Raw genomic sequence first — 16197 nt, 5'->3', positions numbered from 1 at the left:
AAAATATTACAAATCAAACCCAATATTTACACCTAGTTTATTGGCTATGATTTTGTTGATACGTTGTTTTACCTCTGGAATTTTTACCGAGCTAAGTACATTGTTACTAAAAGCATACATTAATAACGCCTTGGCTTCCTTTTTTGGAATTCCTCGAGATTGCATATAGAACAAGGCACTTTCATCAAGTTGCCCAATGGTACAACCATGAGAGCATTTTACATCATCGGCAAAAATTTCAAGTTGCGGTTTGGTGTTAATAGAAGCTTTATCGCTTATTAAAATATTGTTGTTTGATTGAAAGGCGTTTGTTTTTTGTGCTTCTTTTTCAACTATAATTTTTCCGTTGAAAACGCCTGTGGCATTATCCCCAAAAATACCTTTGTAGTCTTGATGACTCTCACAGTTTGGTTCAATATGATGCACCAAAGTATTGTGGTCAACGTGTTGTTTGTCTCCTAAAATAGTGACACCTTTTAAGGTAGAATCTATGCGTTCACCGTTTTGATAAAAATTAAGGTTGTTGCGTATTAATTTACCACCAAAAGAAAAGGTATGTACTGAGGCGATGCTTTCGCGTTCCTGATTGATAAAGGTATTATCAATTAAAGAGGCGTTCGCTGTGTCGTTTTGTATTTTATAATAATCAACAATAGCACGTTTTCTTGTGAAAATTTCGGTAACACTGTTGGTTAAAACCGGATTGTCTGTTAAACTTTGATGACGCTCAATAATTTGAACATGACTATTTTCTTCTACAACTATAAGATTTCTAGGTTGTAGCATAGTGGCCGATTCATTACCTGTTGAGAAATGAATAATTTGAATGGGCTTATCGGCAATAGTGCCTTTAGGAATATGAATGTAAGCGCCTTCACTTGAAAATGCGGTATTTAGAGAGGTTAAACTGTCTTTTGAGGCTGCTTTATTGAAGTATTTTTCAATAACCAAACGATACTTAGGCTTGTTAAGGGCAGCTGACATGAGGCAAACATCCATCCCATCATGCGTTGTTCTAGATAGGTGTGATGAGTACTTACCATCAATAAAAACAATGTTGTACGTGTCTATCTCATGAATAAGATATTCTTTAACATCTCTGTGTTCTAGTGCATTTTCTTGCTTTGGAAACACACTGTAGTCTTCTTTTAAAATGCTGTTTAGAGAAGTATATTTCCAGGCTTCTTCCTTTTTGGTAGGGAATCCTTTTTCTTCAAATACTTTGATAGCCTCAGATCTTACACCGTGAACATAGCTTTCTACATCAACTTTGTTCTCAAATGCTAAAAATGATGATACTAATTTGTCTTTTAAATCCATTGGCTTGGTATTAAGCGTTCACTTCTTCTTTAATCCAGTCGTATCCTTTTTCTTCAAGCTCATGAGCCAATTCTTTGGTGCCCGATTTCACGATTTTTCCGTTGTGCAAAACGTGAACAAAGTCTGGCACAATATAATCTAACAAGCGTTGGTAGTGAGTAATAACCACAACCGCATTGTCTTTACTTTTTAATTTATTAACGCCGTTAGCCACAATTCTTAGCGCATCAATATCTAAACCAGAGTCTGTTTCATCAAGAATGGCTAATTTAGGTTCAAGCATGGCCATTTGGAAAATTTCGTTACGTTTCTTCTCACCACCAGAAAAGCCTTCGTTTAAAGAACGCGATAAGAATTTACGATCTATTTCAAGTAATTCAGATTTTTCTCTAATAAGCTTCAACATATCTTTAGCCGGCATTTCTTCTAAACCTTTTGCTTTTCTAGATTCGTTGATAGCCGTTTTCATAAAGTTTGTAACGGAAACCCCTGGGATTTCTACAGGATATTGAAAGGATAAGAAAATACCTTTGTGGGCACGTTCTTCAGCTGCTAATTCTTCAATATCTTCACCTTCAAATTCAATAGTACCATCGGTAACTTCATACTCTTCTTTACCTGCTATTACTGATGAAAGTGTGCTTTTTCCTGACCCATTTGGCCCCATAATAGCATGAACTTCTCCTGGTTTTACTTCAAGGTTTATGCCTTTCAAGATACTTTTCCCTTCAACACTTGCGTGTAAATTTTCAATTTTTAACATACTATTGGTTTCCTATAATTTTACAATATTTTCTTCTTTTGGGGCTGGCTTTACACTTATTATTTCAACCACTTCTATTTTGTTTTCCCAAAGAATTTTTTCGTCTTTTTTATTTGTGATATGTCCTTTAATTTCAACCAAAACCATATCTGTTGGTTCAGTCTTTAGGGTTTTAGCTTGTTCGTTAAGTTCAAGCATTTTGTCGGTTACTAAAACACCGTATATTTCGTTATGCGTTTGTAATACGGCTGCGCCATCAAAATACACAAATTCACCTTTTATGATCTGTGGTGCGTTTTTTTCGGCGATTACCTGCTCTTCAATTAATTTAGCATCCGTGGATTTCGACTCGTTTTTACAACTCATAAAGAGCAGTGAAATAAACGTGATGAGAATGACTTTTTTCATGTTTTGAAACGATTAACCAACACTACCTTCTAAGCTTATTTCTAAAAGTTTTTGAGCTTCAACAGCAAATTCCATAGGTAGTTTATTTAAAACTTCTTTGCTAAAACCATTTACAATTAACGCAATCGCTTTTTCGGTGTCTATACCACGTTGATTACAATAAAAAATTTGATCTTCTCCAATTTTACTGGTGGTGGCTTCGTGCTCTATTTTTGCTGTTTTATTTTTTGCTTCTATGTATGGGAAGGTATGCGCACCACATTCATTGCCCATAAGTAAACTATCACATTGTGAAAAGTTGCGTGCATTTTCAGCCCTTGAACTTACTTGAACCAAACCGCGGTAACTATTTTGTGATTTACCAGCAGAAATACCCTTTGAAATAATGGTTGACTTGGTGTTTTTACCTAAGTGAATCATTTTGGTTCCCGTATCGGCTTGTTGGTAATTATTAGTCACTGCGATTGAGTAAAATTCACCTACCGAATTATCTCCTTTTAGTACGCAGCTTGGATATTTCCAGGTCACTGCCGAACCAGTTTCAACTTGGGTCCATGAGATTTTAGCGTTTGTCTCGCATAACCCACGTTTGGTTACAAAATTGTAAACCCCGCCTTTGCCTTCGGCGTTTCCTGGAAACCAGTTTTGTACGGTTGAATATTTTATTTCAGCATCATCTAAAGCGATTAATTCAACAACAGCGGCGTGAAGTTGATTTTCATCTCTACTTGGTGCTGTACAACCTTCAAGATAGCTTACGTAACTGCCTTCATCGGCAATAACAAGAGTTCTTTCAAATTGCCCGGTACCTGCTTGATTTATTCTAAAATAGGTAGATAGTTCCATAGGACATCTTACCCCTTTAGGAATGTAACAGAACGAACCATCACTGAATACCGCAGAATTTAAGGCCGCGTAAAAATTGTCTTTTTGAGGTACCACTGTACCAATATATTTTTTTACCAGGTCAGGGTGTTCTTTGATAGCTTCCGAAATACTCATAAAGATAATGCCTTGCTCGGCTAGCGTCTTTTTAAATGTTGTTGCTACAGAAACCGAATCAACCACTACATCCATAGCTACCCCAGCTAATTTCTTTTGTTCATCTAAAGAAATACCTAGCTTTTCAAATGTAGCCAGTAATTCAGGGTCAACTTCATCTAAACTATCATATTTAGGTTTGCTATTTGGTGCTGAGTAGTAAGATATCGCTTGAAAATTAGGCTTTTCATAATGTACGTTAGCCCATTCAGGTTCAATCATTTGCTCCCAAGCACGAAAGGCTTGCAAACGCCACTCCGTCATCCATTCTGGTTCTTCTTTCTTTTTTGAAATGGCTCTTACAATATCTTCATTTAAGCCATTAGGAAAGGTGTCAGATTCTATATCGGTATAAAAACCGTATTCGTATTCTTTGGTTTTTAGCTCTTCGCGTAAATCATCCTCGGTATACTTAGACATAATTTGGTTTTAATTTTAAAGTGAAAATGACTCACCGCAACCACAAGTTCGGTTAGCGTTAGGGTTGTTGAAAACAAATCCAGTTCCGTTTAATCCACCAGAATACTCTAAAGTGGTACCAACTAGGTATAAAAAGCTTTTTTTGTCAACAATTATTTTTATCCCATTGTCTTCAAAAACTTTATCATCGGCTTGTTGATCTTTGTCAAATTTTAAATCATAAGACAAACCAGAACATCCACCGCTTTTTACACCAACACGAATATAGTCGGTTGTAGCATTATAACCATCTTCAGTCATAAGCTCAACTACCTTTTTCTTGGCTGTTTCAGAGACTTTTATCATATTAATTTTTTATTAAATTTAGTTGTGCTTTAATAATTTTTATTAAGACAGTTTCTAAATAGAGCACAAATATACAATATAAGTCTTCTAATACAATATAACCTAACATTATATTAATATATGGTTTTATAGTTTTTTATTATTAAATATACTAGGTGTGGTGAATAATCAATAATGATTTGATATAGCCGAAATTTTGAGGAATCTATGACTGAGGTTGTTAGCATACTACAGGTTTTGTAGGTAATGATAGCAAAAACAAATTATGGTTCTTATTTTTGCAGCATGATAGAAGATAAAAACCAACAGAGAACCCAGTTAAGTGATTTAGGTGAATTTGGACTTATTAATCATTTAACGGAACATTTTGAAATAAAGCAATCATCGACCCTAAAAGGAGTTGGTGATGATGCGGCGGTATTGAAATTTGAAAATAAAAAAGTTGTTGTTACAACAGATTTACTTCTTGAAGGGGTGCATTTTGATTTGAGTTATGTGCCATTAAAACATTTGGGATATAAGGCTGTTGTAGTGAATTTATCTGATGTTTGCGCTATGAATGCACAAGCGAGTCAAATTACGGTGTCTATTGCAGTGTCCAATCGTTTCCCTTTAGAGGCCTTAGAAGATTTATATGCAGGTATTCAAACCGCAGCAAAAATTTACAATGTTGATTTAATTGGTGGAGATACCACGTCTTCTACCACAGGGTTGTTAATTTCAGTAACGGCAATTGGTGAGGTTGAAGATGAAGAAGTTGTTTACAGGGATGGAGCAAGGCCTAATGATTTGTTAGTGGTTTCTGGCGATTTGGGTGGTGCTTATATGGGGCTTCAGGTCTTAGAACGCGAAAAGGAAGTGTTCAAGGTAAATCCGAATAATCAACCAGATTTAGAACCGTATACTTATATTGTTGAACGGCAGTTAAAGCCAGAGGCCAGAAAAGATATTGTACAATTATTAAAGGATTTAAAAGTTAAGCCAACTGCTATGATAGATATTAGTGATGGTCTGTCTTCAGAAATTATGCATTTGTGTAAAGCCAGTGATGTAGGTTGCGATTTGTATGAAGAAAAAATACCGTTAGATCCTCAGGTAATTTCTACCTGTGAGGAGTTTAATATTGATAGTACCACCATTGCTTTAAATGGAGGTGAGGATTATGAGTTGTTAATGACGATTTCTCAAGACGATTATCCAAAAATAAAAGCCAATCCAAATTTAACTGTTATAGGGTATATGAAAGCCTCAAACGAGGGCATGCATTTAGTGACCCGTGCTGATACACGCATACCTTTAAAAGCTCAGGGTTGGAAAAATTTTAATGACTAAAAACAAGCAAATCAGGATTGAGCGGTGTAGATTTTATTCTAATTCTGTTCTTTTTTTGATGAACACGCTCTAGAACATCATTGATTTCTTTAAACTTTGGTGTAAGTTCAATTAAGGAACCATTTCCGTTGGTGGTTAACTGTTTTTTGCAGTGTTTACAGGTGTACTCTTTAACATGATAGGTAACTTGACGAGAGGTGAAAAAATCGTGACCAAATACCTTACAATGGATGTGCTTCATTTCGCTTTTTTTCTTAATTAATTCTTTGACTAACGGAGAGGCAATGAAAATAGAAAAAAGCTAAATAAAAATGTTAGAAAGGGTTTAGCAAATCGATGAAGCGATTGATTTCCTCTTTAAACGTTCTGTTCTTGAGTTGTAAATTCTTTCGAGAATAGAGTTGATTTCTCTGAATTTTGGCGTAAGTTCAATCAAATTCCCATTACTATCTGTGGTTAATTCTTTTTTGCAATGACTACAGGTGTATTCTTTCACATGATAGGTTACGCGTTTACTTACCTGATAGTCATGACCAAAGAGATTACAATACATTTTTGGAATTAAAGCAGGTCTGTTGGTAGTTTTTTTCATGATTTTGCACTTTGGTTGTGCTAAAGATAGAAAAATAAATGTAATAAATCGTTAAAACGTTATTTTTTTTCGATGAAAAACATTATTTCATGTAATAATTCGCCTTCATTTTCAATAAAGCTCATATGTCCATCTAAAAATTGTACAAACTTTACCTCAGTATTTTGTGTTTGCTTTACAAGGTTATCAAAATTAAGCACAGGGTCTTTTTTGCTAGCAATCATCATTTTTTTATAGGGGGAAAAATGTAACAGAGCCTCACGATCTTGCCTTATTTTCATGCCTTCAAGAGCAGCTACAATACCTTGTACAGGAGTATTAAGCGCTTCTCGGATAAGATGATTTATTTGGTTTCTAAACAGTTTTCTGTTTTTGGGGCGAAATAGATTTCTTATAGCAATACGTATAAAGGTTTTGTGGTTTTGCTTAACGGCTTCAATGGCACGGTCTCTATTTATTTTTCTTTCAGGAGAATCTGCCTGCGATGTAGAATTTATAAGACATAAACCTTTTAAAAAATCAGGATTTTTTTCGGCAAAGGCAAGTGCTACATAACCACCCATAGAATGTCCAAAAATATAAAACCGCCTGATTCTTAAATGCTTTAAAACCGCTTCAACAACGTTTGACATGAGTTCCATAGAGTGAATATAACCAAGGCAGTCTGTTTTACCATGACCAGGTAAATCAATACAGATAACCCGATGCTGTTTTGATAACTTTGTAATAAAAGGTTGCCAAATCATAGACGTTTCTAAGAAACCATGTAAAAAAACTAGAGCTTGTCCTTTGCCCGAATCAGAATAGTAAACCTGTATGCCTTTGTGTTCAATATACATAGGTTAAAACATTGTTCGGCAAAGATAAAATGATTCTTAAATTTTTATGCAGTGATCCGTTGTTTTATGTTTTAACACGTTTAATGGCAGTAAAGGCTTTATCAACAAATTCGTCTTCAACTAGAATAGTAAATTCATTGGTGGTTGAAATTACTTCATAAAGTACAATACCTTCCCATGCCAACCGCTTAAAAAAATGATAATACAGTCCGGCAATTTTAGAATTATCCTGTGGCAAATTAATGGTAATTGCCGAAAGACCATCCTGAATGGCCAACATAGTTTCGTTTACCAATTGTTCCTTTATAAAATCACTTAAACTGCTAGAAATAATAATGTTGCTTTCATGGATGCCTCTGGTAAAAGTGTAAAAGAGTTTCGTTTCTAAATTGATGCGTTCAAGAATTTTAGAATGATTATCTATGAGTGTATCTGAATTTCTAACCGTGAAATCTGTTAGATTTGAACGTACAGTAATATCACCTAAATTCTGTATGGCGCGTTTCATTTTTACAGAATTGGAAAGCGTTGGTGGCGGACTGTAACGTCTTAAAGCCATCATGATAGCGCCAGGTTTAACCTCTTTTTTCAGCATTTTACTTATGGGGTCGGTAAGTTCAACCGCAAGAGCACTGAAATTTATAATGTTTCTTGAGAGCGCCTCCTCTAAATACGGTTGGGTTATTAAAATGTCTTCAACGCAATTTGATACAGTCTTCATGATTTCTAATCGTTAACTGTTAATTATTTAACATTATGTGTAAAAATAAACTTTTTTTTTAATAAATAAAGATGTTAACCAAATGAGTTTTAGTTTTGCGCTCAAATAAATGAAAATGAAAGTATTAAAGTTTGGTGGTACATCTGTAGGTTCTGTTGAGAACATGACTAATGTAAAAAACATTATCAATGATGGCGAAAAGAAGATAGTGGTATTATCGGCCATGTCTGGTACAACAAATCAATTGGTCGCTATTTCAAAAGATATTGAAGACGGTTATAAAGCTATTGCTATAGATAAAATTAACACATTACGCCTTCATTATCTAGTTACGGTTGATGCTTTATTACAGGAGCAAGAACTTAATGTTGATGTAAAAACATATGTGGCTAGTATTTTTAATGTTTTACTTAGCTGTGCTGAAGAAACTGCTTCAGAATTATTATATAATAAGATTGTTGCGCAAGGTGAGTTGTTGTCTACCTATATGTTCAATGCTTTTTTAAGGCAAGAAGGCATTAAAGCTTCATTACTTTCTGCATTAGATTTTATGAAGATTGATGAGTTTAAAGAGCCTGATTTAGATTATATAAAAGAAAATTTTGAAAAGGTTTTTAATGATACCCCAGAGTCTGACATATATATTACTCAGGGGTTTATTTGTTTAGATGAGGCAGGAGAAATCTCAAACCTTCAACGTGGAGGTAGTGATTATACAGCAACAATTATTGGGGCGGCTTTTAAGGTCGAAGAGGTGCAAATTTGGACAGATATTGACGGCATGCATAATAACGATCCTAGATATGTTGAAAACACACACCCAATTTCAAATTTATCTTTTGATGAGGCCGCAGAGTTAGCTTATTTTGGAGCAAAAATTCTACATCCACAAACAGTAACACCTGTGCGAAAAGATAATATTCCAGTGCGATTAAAAAACACCATGGATCCTGAAGCTCATGGTACTTTAATTTCAAATAAAACATCTGAAACAGGTATCAAGGCCATAGCTGCAAAAGATGGGATAACAGCAATAAAAATCAAATCGGCACGTATGTTGCAAGCCCATGGATTTTTAAAGAAAGTGTTTGAAGTCTTTGAAACTTACAAAACCTCTATTGATATGATTACCACGTCAGAGGTTGCTGTGTCCTTAACTATCGATAACGATAGCAATTTAGAACCTATTCTTACCGAACTTGATAAAATTGCGGTTATTGAAGTTGATAAAAATCAAAGTATTGTTTGTCTGGTAGGGCATTCAGTGGTAAACCATCAAGATACCTTTAAGTTATTCCAGATTTTACAAGATGTTAAGATAAGAATGATTTCTTATGGAGGAAGTAAAAATAATATCTCTTTGTTAATTGATTCAAATGACAAAATAAATACGCTGCAAAAACTAAACGATTATTTATTTGAATTAGTCACTCATTAAAATATCTATATTTAGCATAGTATGCAGCAAAAAGGCGTTTTAAAAAAACGCCTTTTTTATTTTTATCTATGAACTATCGTTTTAAGCGTTCATAATTTCTTCAATTTCTTCAATTTCAATTGGAATGTTTTTCATTAAATTGATCGGTTCTCCTGTTGGTTGAATTACAACATCATCTTCAAGTCTAATGCCAAAACCTTCTTCAGGTATGTAAATACCAGGTTCAACAGTAAACACCATATTAGCCTGCATAGGCTCCGTTAAAATACCATAATCATGCGTGTCAAGCCCCATATGATGCGAGGTGCCATGCATAAAATATTTTTTGTAAGCAGGCCATTCAGGGTTTTCATTTTGAATATCCGCTTTGTTAAGCAGTCCTAAATCGAGTAACTCACTAGTCATTAGCTTGCCAACTTCTGTGTGGTATTCAGCCCAGTCTGTACCTGGTAAAAGCATTTTAGTAGCCTCTTTTTTCACCCTATTCACGGCATTATAAACAGATTTTTGTCGGTTTGAGTATTTGCCAGATACGGGTATGGTTCTACTTAAATCACTAGAATAATTAGCATATTCGGCTGCCGTGTCAAATAAAATTAAATCACCAGTTTTACATTGCTGGTTGTTTTCAATGTAATGCAACACATTGGCGTTATTTCCAGAAGCGATAATGGGGGTGTAGGCAAAGCCTTTTGAGCGGTTTCTTAAAAACTCATGCATAAATTCGGCTTCTATTTCATACTCCCAAACACCTGGTTTTACAAATTCTAGCACTCTTCTAAATCCTTTTTCGGTAATATCACACGCCTGTTGAATTAAGGCAATTTCAATGTCTTCTTTTACAGAACGCAGGCGTTGTAAAATAGGGTTGCTTTTGGCTACGCTGTGTGCAGGGTAGCGTTCTTTAATCCATTTTGTAAACCGATCTTCGCGCGTTTGGGTTTCTACGTTTGAACGATAATGCTCATTGGTGTTTATATAAATAGTGTCGCATTGCGTCATGATTTCAAACAAAACCTTTTCCATGTCCTTTAACCAATAAACGGTTTTAATGCCGCTGGTTTCAAAGGCTTTGTCTTTAGTAAGTTTTTCACCTTCCCAAATAGCAATATGCTCATTGGTTTCTTTTAAAAAAAGAATTTCTCTATGCTTTTCTTTAGGGCAATCTGGGAAAAGTACTAATACGCTTTCTTCTTGATCTACACCGCTTAAATAAAAAATATCGCGGTGCTGTTGAAAAGGCATGGTACTATCGGCACTAATAGGGTAAATGTCATTGGAATTAAAAACAGCCAAGCTGTTAGGTTTCATTTGTGCTGTAAATTTTTGTCGATTCTTTATAAATAGTTTATTATCAATAGGATGGTATTTCATAAGAAAATAAAATTTGAACCATAAAAGTAGTGAATATTCGCATTGTGAAATGCTAATAATTTGTTATATCTTTGAAAGGCTCCGCTTAGAACTTCCTATATAAAGAGGCTTGAAAATGAGAAATATTAGAAAATTATTGGTAGTAATTTGTTGTTTTTTATTAAATCAACAAATTAATGCTCAATTTGTAAAGGAGGTGCCTCTCGATAGGCAAGTAGATAATTCTGTTATGATTATTGAGGGTGTAGTAACCTCTCAAAAGTGCATGTGGGATATCAATAAGTTAAATATTTATACAATAAGTACGGTCTCCGTAGCAAAGGTTTTTAAAGGTAAAAGTTTGAATACAGTTGAGGTGGTGACTGTTGGTGGAACGGTTGGTGCGGAAGCATTGATTGTATACCCCAATTTGAAATTATTTTCAGGAGATAGAGGTTTATTTATTTTAAGACCAAATAAAGTTTCCTTAAGCCTTACTAGTAAAAGTCGGTTAGAGCGATATAATCCAGTAACCTCTACCCAGAGTTTTTTTAAATATGGGCTACTTAATAGAAACGAGGTTAGTTTGTATGGTAAAGGCAAATCTACAAGGCAAGCTTTGTATGATAAAATTATGAAGTTAACTGGCGAAGCTTTTCTGGAGATTAAAGAGTTTGAGACGAAATCATTGGTAAACAATAAAACTAATGAAAGAGCAAAAATATTAGTGCCTAGCAATATTAGTTTTAGTCCAGCCGAAGTGACAGCGGGAACAGGATTTGAACTCACTATTACAGGTTCTGGGTTTGGTAGTAACGACAATAGAGGTAAGGTTGGCTTTAAAAATGCTGATGATGGAGACCCAGGAAGTTTTATTTTTGCTTTAAATACACAGATTAAAGAATGGTCTGATACTCAAATTATAGTTGAGGTGCCTCATAACGCTGGAACAGGAAAAGTTTTGGTACAAGACAATAATGGAAACAATGCTGCTTCTATAAATAACTTGATAGTTACTTCGGCCCAGTTTAATGTTTCTATTGATCCTGATGATGCTACAACTCAAGATCCTCCAGGAGTTAATGGACCGCTAGACATGTATGCTTATCAAACAAGACATATTAATGATGAGGGAGGAGGCTACGTTTGGGAAATGTATACCGATTTTTTTAATGACACAAATTCAAAAACTGCATTTGAAACTTCTTTAGAAAAATGGCGTTGTGAAACAAAAGTTAATTGGGTGATAAGTAATTCTCCTACCACTACAAATGCAACGGTAGCCGATGGGATAAATGTTGTAAGATATGATGACTTAGATGATGACGTTTTAGGCAGGTGTTATAGCAGAATAGCTGGTTGTGGAAATCTTGGAGATCCTGATTCCTGGTACGCTCACGTTTATGAGCTTGATATTGTTTTTGACAATGGTACTACGGAATGGTATTTTGGAGAAGATCCTATAGAACTTCCTGATTTGGGAAAGTTTGATTTTGAAAGTGTAGCATTACATGAATTAGGGCATGGTCATCAATTAGGTCATGTGGTAGATGAATCTGGAGGAGATAATGAAGGTGAAGTTATGCACTTTGCGTTACAAACTGCGGAGCAACAGCGGGTGTTGAACGTTAATAATATAGCTGCTGCTCAAGCGGTGCATAATCGAAGCAAAACCATTTCAGAATGCGGTGTGTTTCCCATGACAGATTCAAATATTTGTAACTTAAGCACAAATGAGGTTGATTTGGTGTCACAACTAAAAATTTACCCCAATCCTTCAACAGGATTTTTTTATATAGACTATCCGCTTCCTTTAGATAAGGTAGTTGTACATGACCTAAGGGGACGAAAAGTACTGGTAACTCATTTTAGTACCAACGAAATTGATTATCAAATAAATTTGCAGGGTGTTGCTAAAGGCGTTTATGTGATTAAGATTTTTTCTAAACAAGCTTCAATTACACAAAAGCTAGTTAAAAACTAAGTATTTTTACTTAGTTAATTATAACGATTCTAAATAGTGAAAACATGACATTTGTTATTTGTCTGTAATGTTTGCCTAAGGTATATTTGCTGGAACTTAAAATAACTTCAAAAAATGAGCGGATTTTTTAAATCTTCGATAGGAAGAAAAGTAGCTATGGCTCTTTCGGCGTTCTTCCTTATGTTTTTCTTAATAATACATTTAACAGTTAATATCACCTCACTTTTTAGTGAAGATCTGTTCAATGAATTATCCCATTTTATGGGGACAAATCCTTTGGTGCAAATTGGGCTACAACCTGTTTTAATTGCTGGTGTAGTCTTTCATTTTGTTATGGGTTTTGTTTTAGAATTAAAGAACAGAAAGGCCATTGGTGTAAAATATGTGCAAAATAATGGCGCGGCAAACTCAACTTGGGTCAGTAGAAACATGATTTTAAGTGGTGTTGTTATTTTAGCCTTTATCATGTTACATTTTATTGACTTCTGGATTCCAGAAATCAATACAAAGTATATTCTAGGTGATATGTCTGGAATGCATGATGGTGGTCTAAGATATTACCATGAATTGGTTGAGAAATTTCACAATCCTATTCGTGTGGTTGCTTACGTTATTGCTTTTGTGCTATTAGGGTTGCATTTAGCCCACGGATTTACTTCGGCATTTCAGTCTATGGGTATTTCTGCAGGCAGAAAACAAACCATGCAAAAAATAGGTAAAGCCTATGCTATTATTATTCCATTAGGATTTATAATTATTGCAATTTTTCATCACTTTAACCATTAATCTTAAATATATATGGCTTTAGATTCAAAAATACCAGAAGGTCCAATTCAAGATAAATGGACAAACTATAAAAATAAGATCAATTTAGTTAATCCAGCGAACAAGCGTAATATAGATATTATTGTTGTGGGTACTGGATTAGCAGGAGGGTCTGCTGCAGCTACATTAGCAGAATTAGGATATAACGTAAAAGCTTTTGCTTACCAAGATTCACCGCGTCGTGCACACTCTATTGCGGCACAAGGAGGTATTAATGCGGCTAAGAATTATCAAGGTGATGGTGATTCTAATTACAGGTTGTTTTACGATACCGTAAAAGGGGGTGATTACCGTTCTCGTGAAGCTAACGTATACCGTTTGGCTGAGGTGTCTGGAAATATTATCGACCAGTGTGTGGCTCAAGGTGTGCCTTTTGCGCGTGATTATGGTGGATTATTAGATAACCGTTCATTTGGTGGGGTATTAGTATCAAGAACGTTTTACGCTAAAGGACAAACAGGACAGCAATTATTATTAGGCGCATACTCGGCTATGAACCGTCAAATCGCTCGTGGTAAGATTGAAATGTTCAATCGACACGAAATGCTAGATGTGGTTATTGTTGATGGAAAAGCAAGAGGAATTATAGCAAGAAATCTTATTACAGGAGAAATTGAGCGTCACTCAGCACATGCAGTAGTAATAGGAACAGGAGGTTATGGAAACGTATACTTCTTATCAACCAATGCTATGGGGTCTAACGCCACTGCAGCGTGGAAGATTCATAAAAAAGGGGCGTATTTCGCAAACCCTTGTTTTACGCAAATTCACCCAACATGTATTCCGCGTTCAGGAGATTATCAGTCTAAATTAACATTAATGTCTGAGTCTTTACGTAATGACGGACGTATTTGGGTGCCAAAAAACATGGATGATGTTATTGCGATTCGTGAAGGTCGTAAAAAACCAACCGATTTATCTGAAGAAGAGCGCGATTATTACTTAGAAAGACGTTATCCTGCATTTGGTAACTTAGTACCTCGTGATGTGGCTTCTAGAGCAGCTAAAGAACGTTGTGATGCTGGTTACGGTGTTAATGCAACGGGCGAAGCGGTGTATTTAGATTTTGCTTCAGCAATACAACGTTACGGAAAAGAGCAAGCTAAAATTCATAATATAGCTAATCCTTCAAAAGAAAAGATTTACGAATTAGGACAAAAAATTGTTGAGGCTAAATACGGAAACTTATTCCAAATGTATGAGAAAATCGTTGACGAGAATCCATACAAAACCCCAATGATGATTTATCCTGCTACGCACTATACTATGGGAGGTGTTTGGGTAGATTATAACTTAATGACTACCATTCCTGGTTGTTACTGTATCGGTGAAGCGAATTTCTCAGATCACGGTGCAAACAGACTTGGAGCTTCTGCATTAATGCAAGGTTTAGCAGACGGTTATTTTGTGTTACCATATACCATTGGAGACTATTTATCTGATGATATTAGAACAGGTAAAATTCCAACCAACTCACCAGAGTTTGATGAAGCTGAAAAAGCAGTTAAGGATAGAATCGATTTCTTTGTAAATAATAACGGTACTAAATCTGTAGACCACTTCCATAAACGCTTAGGAAAAGTGATGTGGGATAAAGTTGGTATGGCACGTAACGAAAAAGGTTTAAAAGAAGCTATGGCTGAAATTAAGCAAATTCGTGAAGAATTCTGGAAAGATGTTAAAGTACCTGGAAGTGCGAACGAAATGAATCCAGAATTAGAAAAAGCTGGTCGTGTGGCAGATTTCTTAGAATTAGGAGAGTTATTCGCAAAAGATGCTTTAATGCGTGAAGAATCTTGTGGTGGTCACTTTAGAGAAGAATCTGTAGAGTTAGATGGTGAGCAAAAAGGTGAAGCAAAACGTAACGATAAAGATTTTGCGTTTGTTGCAGCTTGGGAATACAAAGGAGAACCTGCTGATGCGGTATTACACAAAGAACAATTAGAATTTAAAGATATTGAACTAAAACAACGTTCATACAAATAAGATTGACATTATGAATTTAACACTTAGAATTTGGAGACAAAAAGACTCGAGTGCAAAGGGTCAAATGGTCGATTATAAAGTTAACGATATTTCAGAGCATATGTCATTTCTTGAAATGATGGATGTTTTAAACGAACAGTTAGTAAATTCTGGAGAAGAGCCTGTAGCCTTCGATCACGATTGTCGTGAAGGTATCTGTGGTATGTGTTCACTTTATATCAATGGAGAAGCACATGGCCCAGACAGAGGGGTTACAACCTGTCAGTTACACATGAGAATGTTTAACGATGGCGATACCATTACGATCGAACCTTGGAGAGCCGCTGCCTTCCCTGTTATTAAAGATTTGGTAGTTGATAGAACATCTTTTGAACGTATTCAGCATGCTGGAGGATACATTTCTGTAAACACCTCAGGAAATACCCAAGATGCTAATGCAATTCCTATTTCAAAGCATGCTGCTGATGAGGCCATGGATGCCGCCACTTGTATTGGGTGCGGGGCTTGTGTGGCCACTTGTAAAAACTCATCTGCTATGTTATTTGTAGGCGCAAAAGTGTCTCAATATGCCCTATTACCTCAAGGACAAGTAGAAGCTGCCGATCGTGTTAAAAACATGGTAGCTCAAATGGATTTAGAAGGTTTTGGTAACTGTACTAATACTGGTGCTTGTGAAATAGAATGCCCTAAAGGTATTTCTCTTGATAATATTGCTAGAATGAATAGAGAACTTATTAAGGCTGCACTTAAGTAGTTTATTAATCACATTTTCATAAAACCCGCACTAATCCATTGGTGCGGGTTTTGTTTTTTTTAAAATGCATTACTTA

16 protein-coding genes are annotated in these 16197 nt (G+C 35.4%); 6 read left to right on the top strand and 10 right to left on the bottom strand.

Translation table 11 applies throughout. The features are described from left to right. Positions 1-6 precede the first annotated feature (6 nt). Genes sufD through KFZ70_RS03935 form a run of 5 tightly spaced genes read right to left on the bottom strand, consistent with a single transcriptional unit; the run spans position 7 to position 4297 of the window. A complete protein-coding gene (gene sufD / locus KFZ70_RS03955; protein ID WP_139696919.1) occupies positions 7-1320 on the bottom strand; it encodes a Fe-S cluster assembly protein SufD in 1314 nt (437 codons plus the stop codon). Positions 1321-1330: 10 nt separating this feature from the next. Further along, complete coding sequence (sufC, locus tag KFZ70_RS03950; RefSeq protein WP_139696921.1) at positions 1331-2083, bottom strand: Fe-S cluster assembly ATPase SufC; 753 nt, start codon at positions 2081-2083, stop codon at positions 1331-1333. A 12-nt stretch (positions 2084-2095) separates the two neighbouring features. Continuing rightward, positions 2096-2491 (bottom strand): hypothetical protein, encoded by a 396-nt coding sequence (locus tag KFZ70_RS03945; protein WP_139696923.1) that lies wholly within the window; start codon positions 2489-2491, stop codon positions 2096-2098. A 12-nt stretch (positions 2492-2503) separates the two neighbouring features. Then, the gene (sufB, locus tag KFZ70_RS03940) at positions 2504-3952 is read right to left on the bottom strand and encodes a Fe-S cluster assembly protein SufB (RefSeq protein ID WP_139696925.1); all 1449 of its coding nucleotides are present in this window, start codon (positions 3950-3952) and stop codon (positions 2504-2506) included. Positions 3953-3967: 15 nt separating this feature from the next. Continuing rightward, positions 3968-4297, bottom strand: a complete 330-nt coding sequence (locus tag KFZ70_RS03935; RefSeq protein WP_139696927.1) for an iron-sulfur cluster assembly accessory protein — start codon at positions 4295-4297, stop codon at positions 3968-3970. A gap of 285 nt (positions 4298-4582) precedes the next feature. Here KFZ70_RS03935 and thiL point away from each other — a divergent pair, with 285 nt between their 5' ends. Then, positions 4583-5629 carry a thiamine-phosphate kinase gene (gene thiL / locus KFZ70_RS03930; RefSeq protein WP_139696928.1) on the top strand — a complete coding sequence of 349 codons (1047 nt, stop codon included), beginning with the start codon at positions 4583-4585 and terminating at the stop codon, positions 5627-5629. Here the strand turns inward: thiL and KFZ70_RS03925 are convergent. The 4 genes from KFZ70_RS03925 to KFZ70_RS03910 all read right to left on the bottom strand — a co-directional run bounded on the left by KFZ70_RS03925 (position 5619) and on the right by KFZ70_RS03910 (position 7781). After that, positions 5619-5870 carry a hypothetical protein gene (locus tag KFZ70_RS03925; RefSeq protein WP_139696930.1) on the bottom strand — a complete coding sequence of 84 codons (252 nt, stop codon included), beginning with the start codon at positions 5868-5870 and terminating at the stop codon, positions 5619-5621. The genes thiL and KFZ70_RS03925 overlap by 11 nt on opposite strands. 84 nt (positions 5871-5954) lie before the next feature. Further along, positions 5955-6221 (bottom strand): hypothetical protein, encoded by a 267-nt coding sequence (locus KFZ70_RS03920; RefSeq protein ID WP_139696932.1) that lies wholly within the window; start codon positions 6219-6221, stop codon positions 5955-5957. A gap of 59 nt (positions 6222-6280) precedes the next feature. After that, a complete protein-coding gene (locus tag KFZ70_RS03915; protein WP_139696934.1) occupies positions 6281-7060 on the bottom strand; it encodes an alpha/beta fold hydrolase in 780 nt (259 codons plus the stop codon). A 64-nt stretch (positions 7061-7124) separates the two neighbouring features. Next, entirely contained in the window at positions 7125-7781 is a 657-nt protein-coding gene (locus KFZ70_RS03910; RefSeq protein WP_139696935.1) for a hypothetical protein, read from the bottom strand. A gap of 115 nt (positions 7782-7896) precedes the next feature. Between KFZ70_RS03910 and KFZ70_RS03905 the strand changes: the two genes are divergently transcribed. Continuing rightward, positions 7897-9219: an aspartate kinase gene (locus tag KFZ70_RS03905; RefSeq protein ID WP_139696937.1), complete on the top strand. Its 1323-nt coding sequence runs from the start codon at positions 7897-7899 to the stop codon at positions 9217-9219. Positions 9220-9300: 81 nt separating this feature from the next. Here the strand turns inward: KFZ70_RS03905 and KFZ70_RS03900 are convergent, their stop codons facing one another. Beyond that, positions 9301-10593: an aminopeptidase P family protein gene (locus tag KFZ70_RS03900; protein ID WP_139696939.1), complete on the bottom strand. Its 1293-nt coding sequence runs from the start codon at positions 10591-10593 to the stop codon at positions 9301-9303. Positions 10594-10708: 115 nt separating this feature from the next. On the opposite strand from KFZ70_RS03900, the gene KFZ70_RS03895 reads away from it, so the two are divergent. The 4 genes from KFZ70_RS03895 (at position 10709) to KFZ70_RS03880 (ending at position 16121) form a co-directional block, all read left to right on the top strand. Continuing rightward, complete coding sequence (locus KFZ70_RS03895) at positions 10709-12556, top strand: T9SS type A sorting domain-containing protein (RefSeq protein ID WP_139696941.1); 1848 nt, start codon at positions 10709-10711, stop codon at positions 12554-12556. 114 nt (positions 12557-12670) lie between these two features. Continuing rightward, positions 12671-13342, top strand: a complete 672-nt coding sequence (locus KFZ70_RS03890) for a succinate dehydrogenase cytochrome b subunit (RefSeq protein WP_139696942.1) — start codon at positions 12671-12673, stop codon at positions 13340-13342. 12 nt (positions 13343-13354) lie between these two features. Then, positions 13355-15367 carry a fumarate reductase/succinate dehydrogenase flavoprotein subunit gene (locus KFZ70_RS03885; RefSeq protein ID WP_139696944.1) on the top strand — a complete coding sequence of 671 codons (2013 nt, stop codon included), beginning with the start codon at positions 13355-13357 and terminating at the stop codon, positions 15365-15367. 10 nt (positions 15368-15377) lie between these two features. After that, positions 15378-16121 (top strand): succinate dehydrogenase/fumarate reductase iron-sulfur subunit, encoded by a 744-nt coding sequence (locus tag KFZ70_RS03880; protein WP_139696946.1) that lies wholly within the window; start codon positions 15378-15380, stop codon positions 16119-16121. Positions 16122-16197: the final 76 nt, after the last annotated feature.

The organism is Allotamlana fucoidanivorans (genome assembly GCF_045788535.1).
In the GTDB taxonomy this organism is placed as follows: Bacteria; Bacteroidota; Bacteroidia; order Flavobacteriales; family Flavobacteriaceae; genus Allotamlana; species Allotamlana fucoidanivorans.
The sequence above is the reverse complement of the archived record's forward strand: the minus strand, read 5'-3'. Positions and strand labels throughout refer to the sequence as shown.

What these genes read in the sequence shown, in the direction of transcription:
- sufD (WP_139696919.1), bottom strand. Translation starts at nt 1,320, where the DNA reads ATGGATTTAAAAGACAAATTAGTATCATCATTTTTAGCATTTGAGAAC.
- sufC (WP_139696921.1), bottom strand. Translation starts at nt 2,083, where the DNA reads ATGTTAAAAATTGAAAATTTACACGCAAGTGTTGAAGGGAAAAGTATC.
- KFZ70_RS03945 (WP_139696923.1), bottom strand. Translation starts at nt 2,491, where the DNA reads ATGAAAAAAGTCATTCTCATCACGTTTATTTCACTGCTCTTTATGAGT.
- sufB (WP_139696925.1), bottom strand. Translation starts at nt 3,952, where the DNA reads ATGTCTAAGTATACCGAGGATGATTTACGCGAAGAGCTAAAAACCAAA.
- KFZ70_RS03935 (WP_139696927.1), bottom strand. Translation starts at nt 4,297, where the DNA reads ATGATAAAAGTCTCTGAAACAGCCAAGAAAAAGGTAGTTGAGCTTATG.
- thiL (WP_139696928.1), top strand. Translation starts at nt 4,583, where the DNA reads ATGATAGAAGATAAAAACCAACAGAGAACCCAGTTAAGTGATTTAGGT.
- KFZ70_RS03925 (WP_139696930.1), bottom strand. Translation starts at nt 5,870, where the DNA reads ATGAAGCACATCCATTGTAAGGTATTTGGTCACGATTTTTTCACCTCT.
- KFZ70_RS03920 (WP_139696932.1), bottom strand. Translation starts at nt 6,221, where the DNA reads ATGAAAAAAACTACCAACAGACCTGCTTTAATTCCAAAAATGTATTGT.
- KFZ70_RS03915 (WP_139696934.1), bottom strand. Translation starts at nt 7,060, where the DNA reads ATGTATATTGAACACAAAGGCATACAGGTTTACTATTCTGATTCGGGC.
- KFZ70_RS03910 (WP_139696935.1), bottom strand. Translation starts at nt 7,781, where the DNA reads ATGAAGACTGTATCAAATTGCGTTGAAGACATTTTAATAACCCAACCG.
- KFZ70_RS03905 (WP_139696937.1), top strand. Translation starts at nt 7,897, where the DNA reads ATGAAAGTATTAAAGTTTGGTGGTACATCTGTAGGTTCTGTTGAGAAC.
- KFZ70_RS03900 (WP_139696939.1), bottom strand. Translation starts at nt 10,593, where the DNA reads ATGAAATACCATCCTATTGATAATAAACTATTTATAAAGAATCGACAA.
- KFZ70_RS03895 (WP_139696941.1), top strand. Translation starts at nt 10,709, where the DNA reads ATGAGAAATATTAGAAAATTATTGGTAGTAATTTGTTGTTTTTTATTA.
- KFZ70_RS03890 (WP_139696942.1), top strand. Translation starts at nt 12,671, where the DNA reads ATGAGCGGATTTTTTAAATCTTCGATAGGAAGAAAAGTAGCTATGGCT.
- KFZ70_RS03885 (WP_139696944.1), top strand. Translation starts at nt 13,355, where the DNA reads ATGGCTTTAGATTCAAAAATACCAGAAGGTCCAATTCAAGATAAATGG.
- KFZ70_RS03880 (WP_139696946.1), top strand. Translation starts at nt 15,378, where the DNA reads ATGAATTTAACACTTAGAATTTGGAGACAAAAAGACTCGAGTGCAAAG.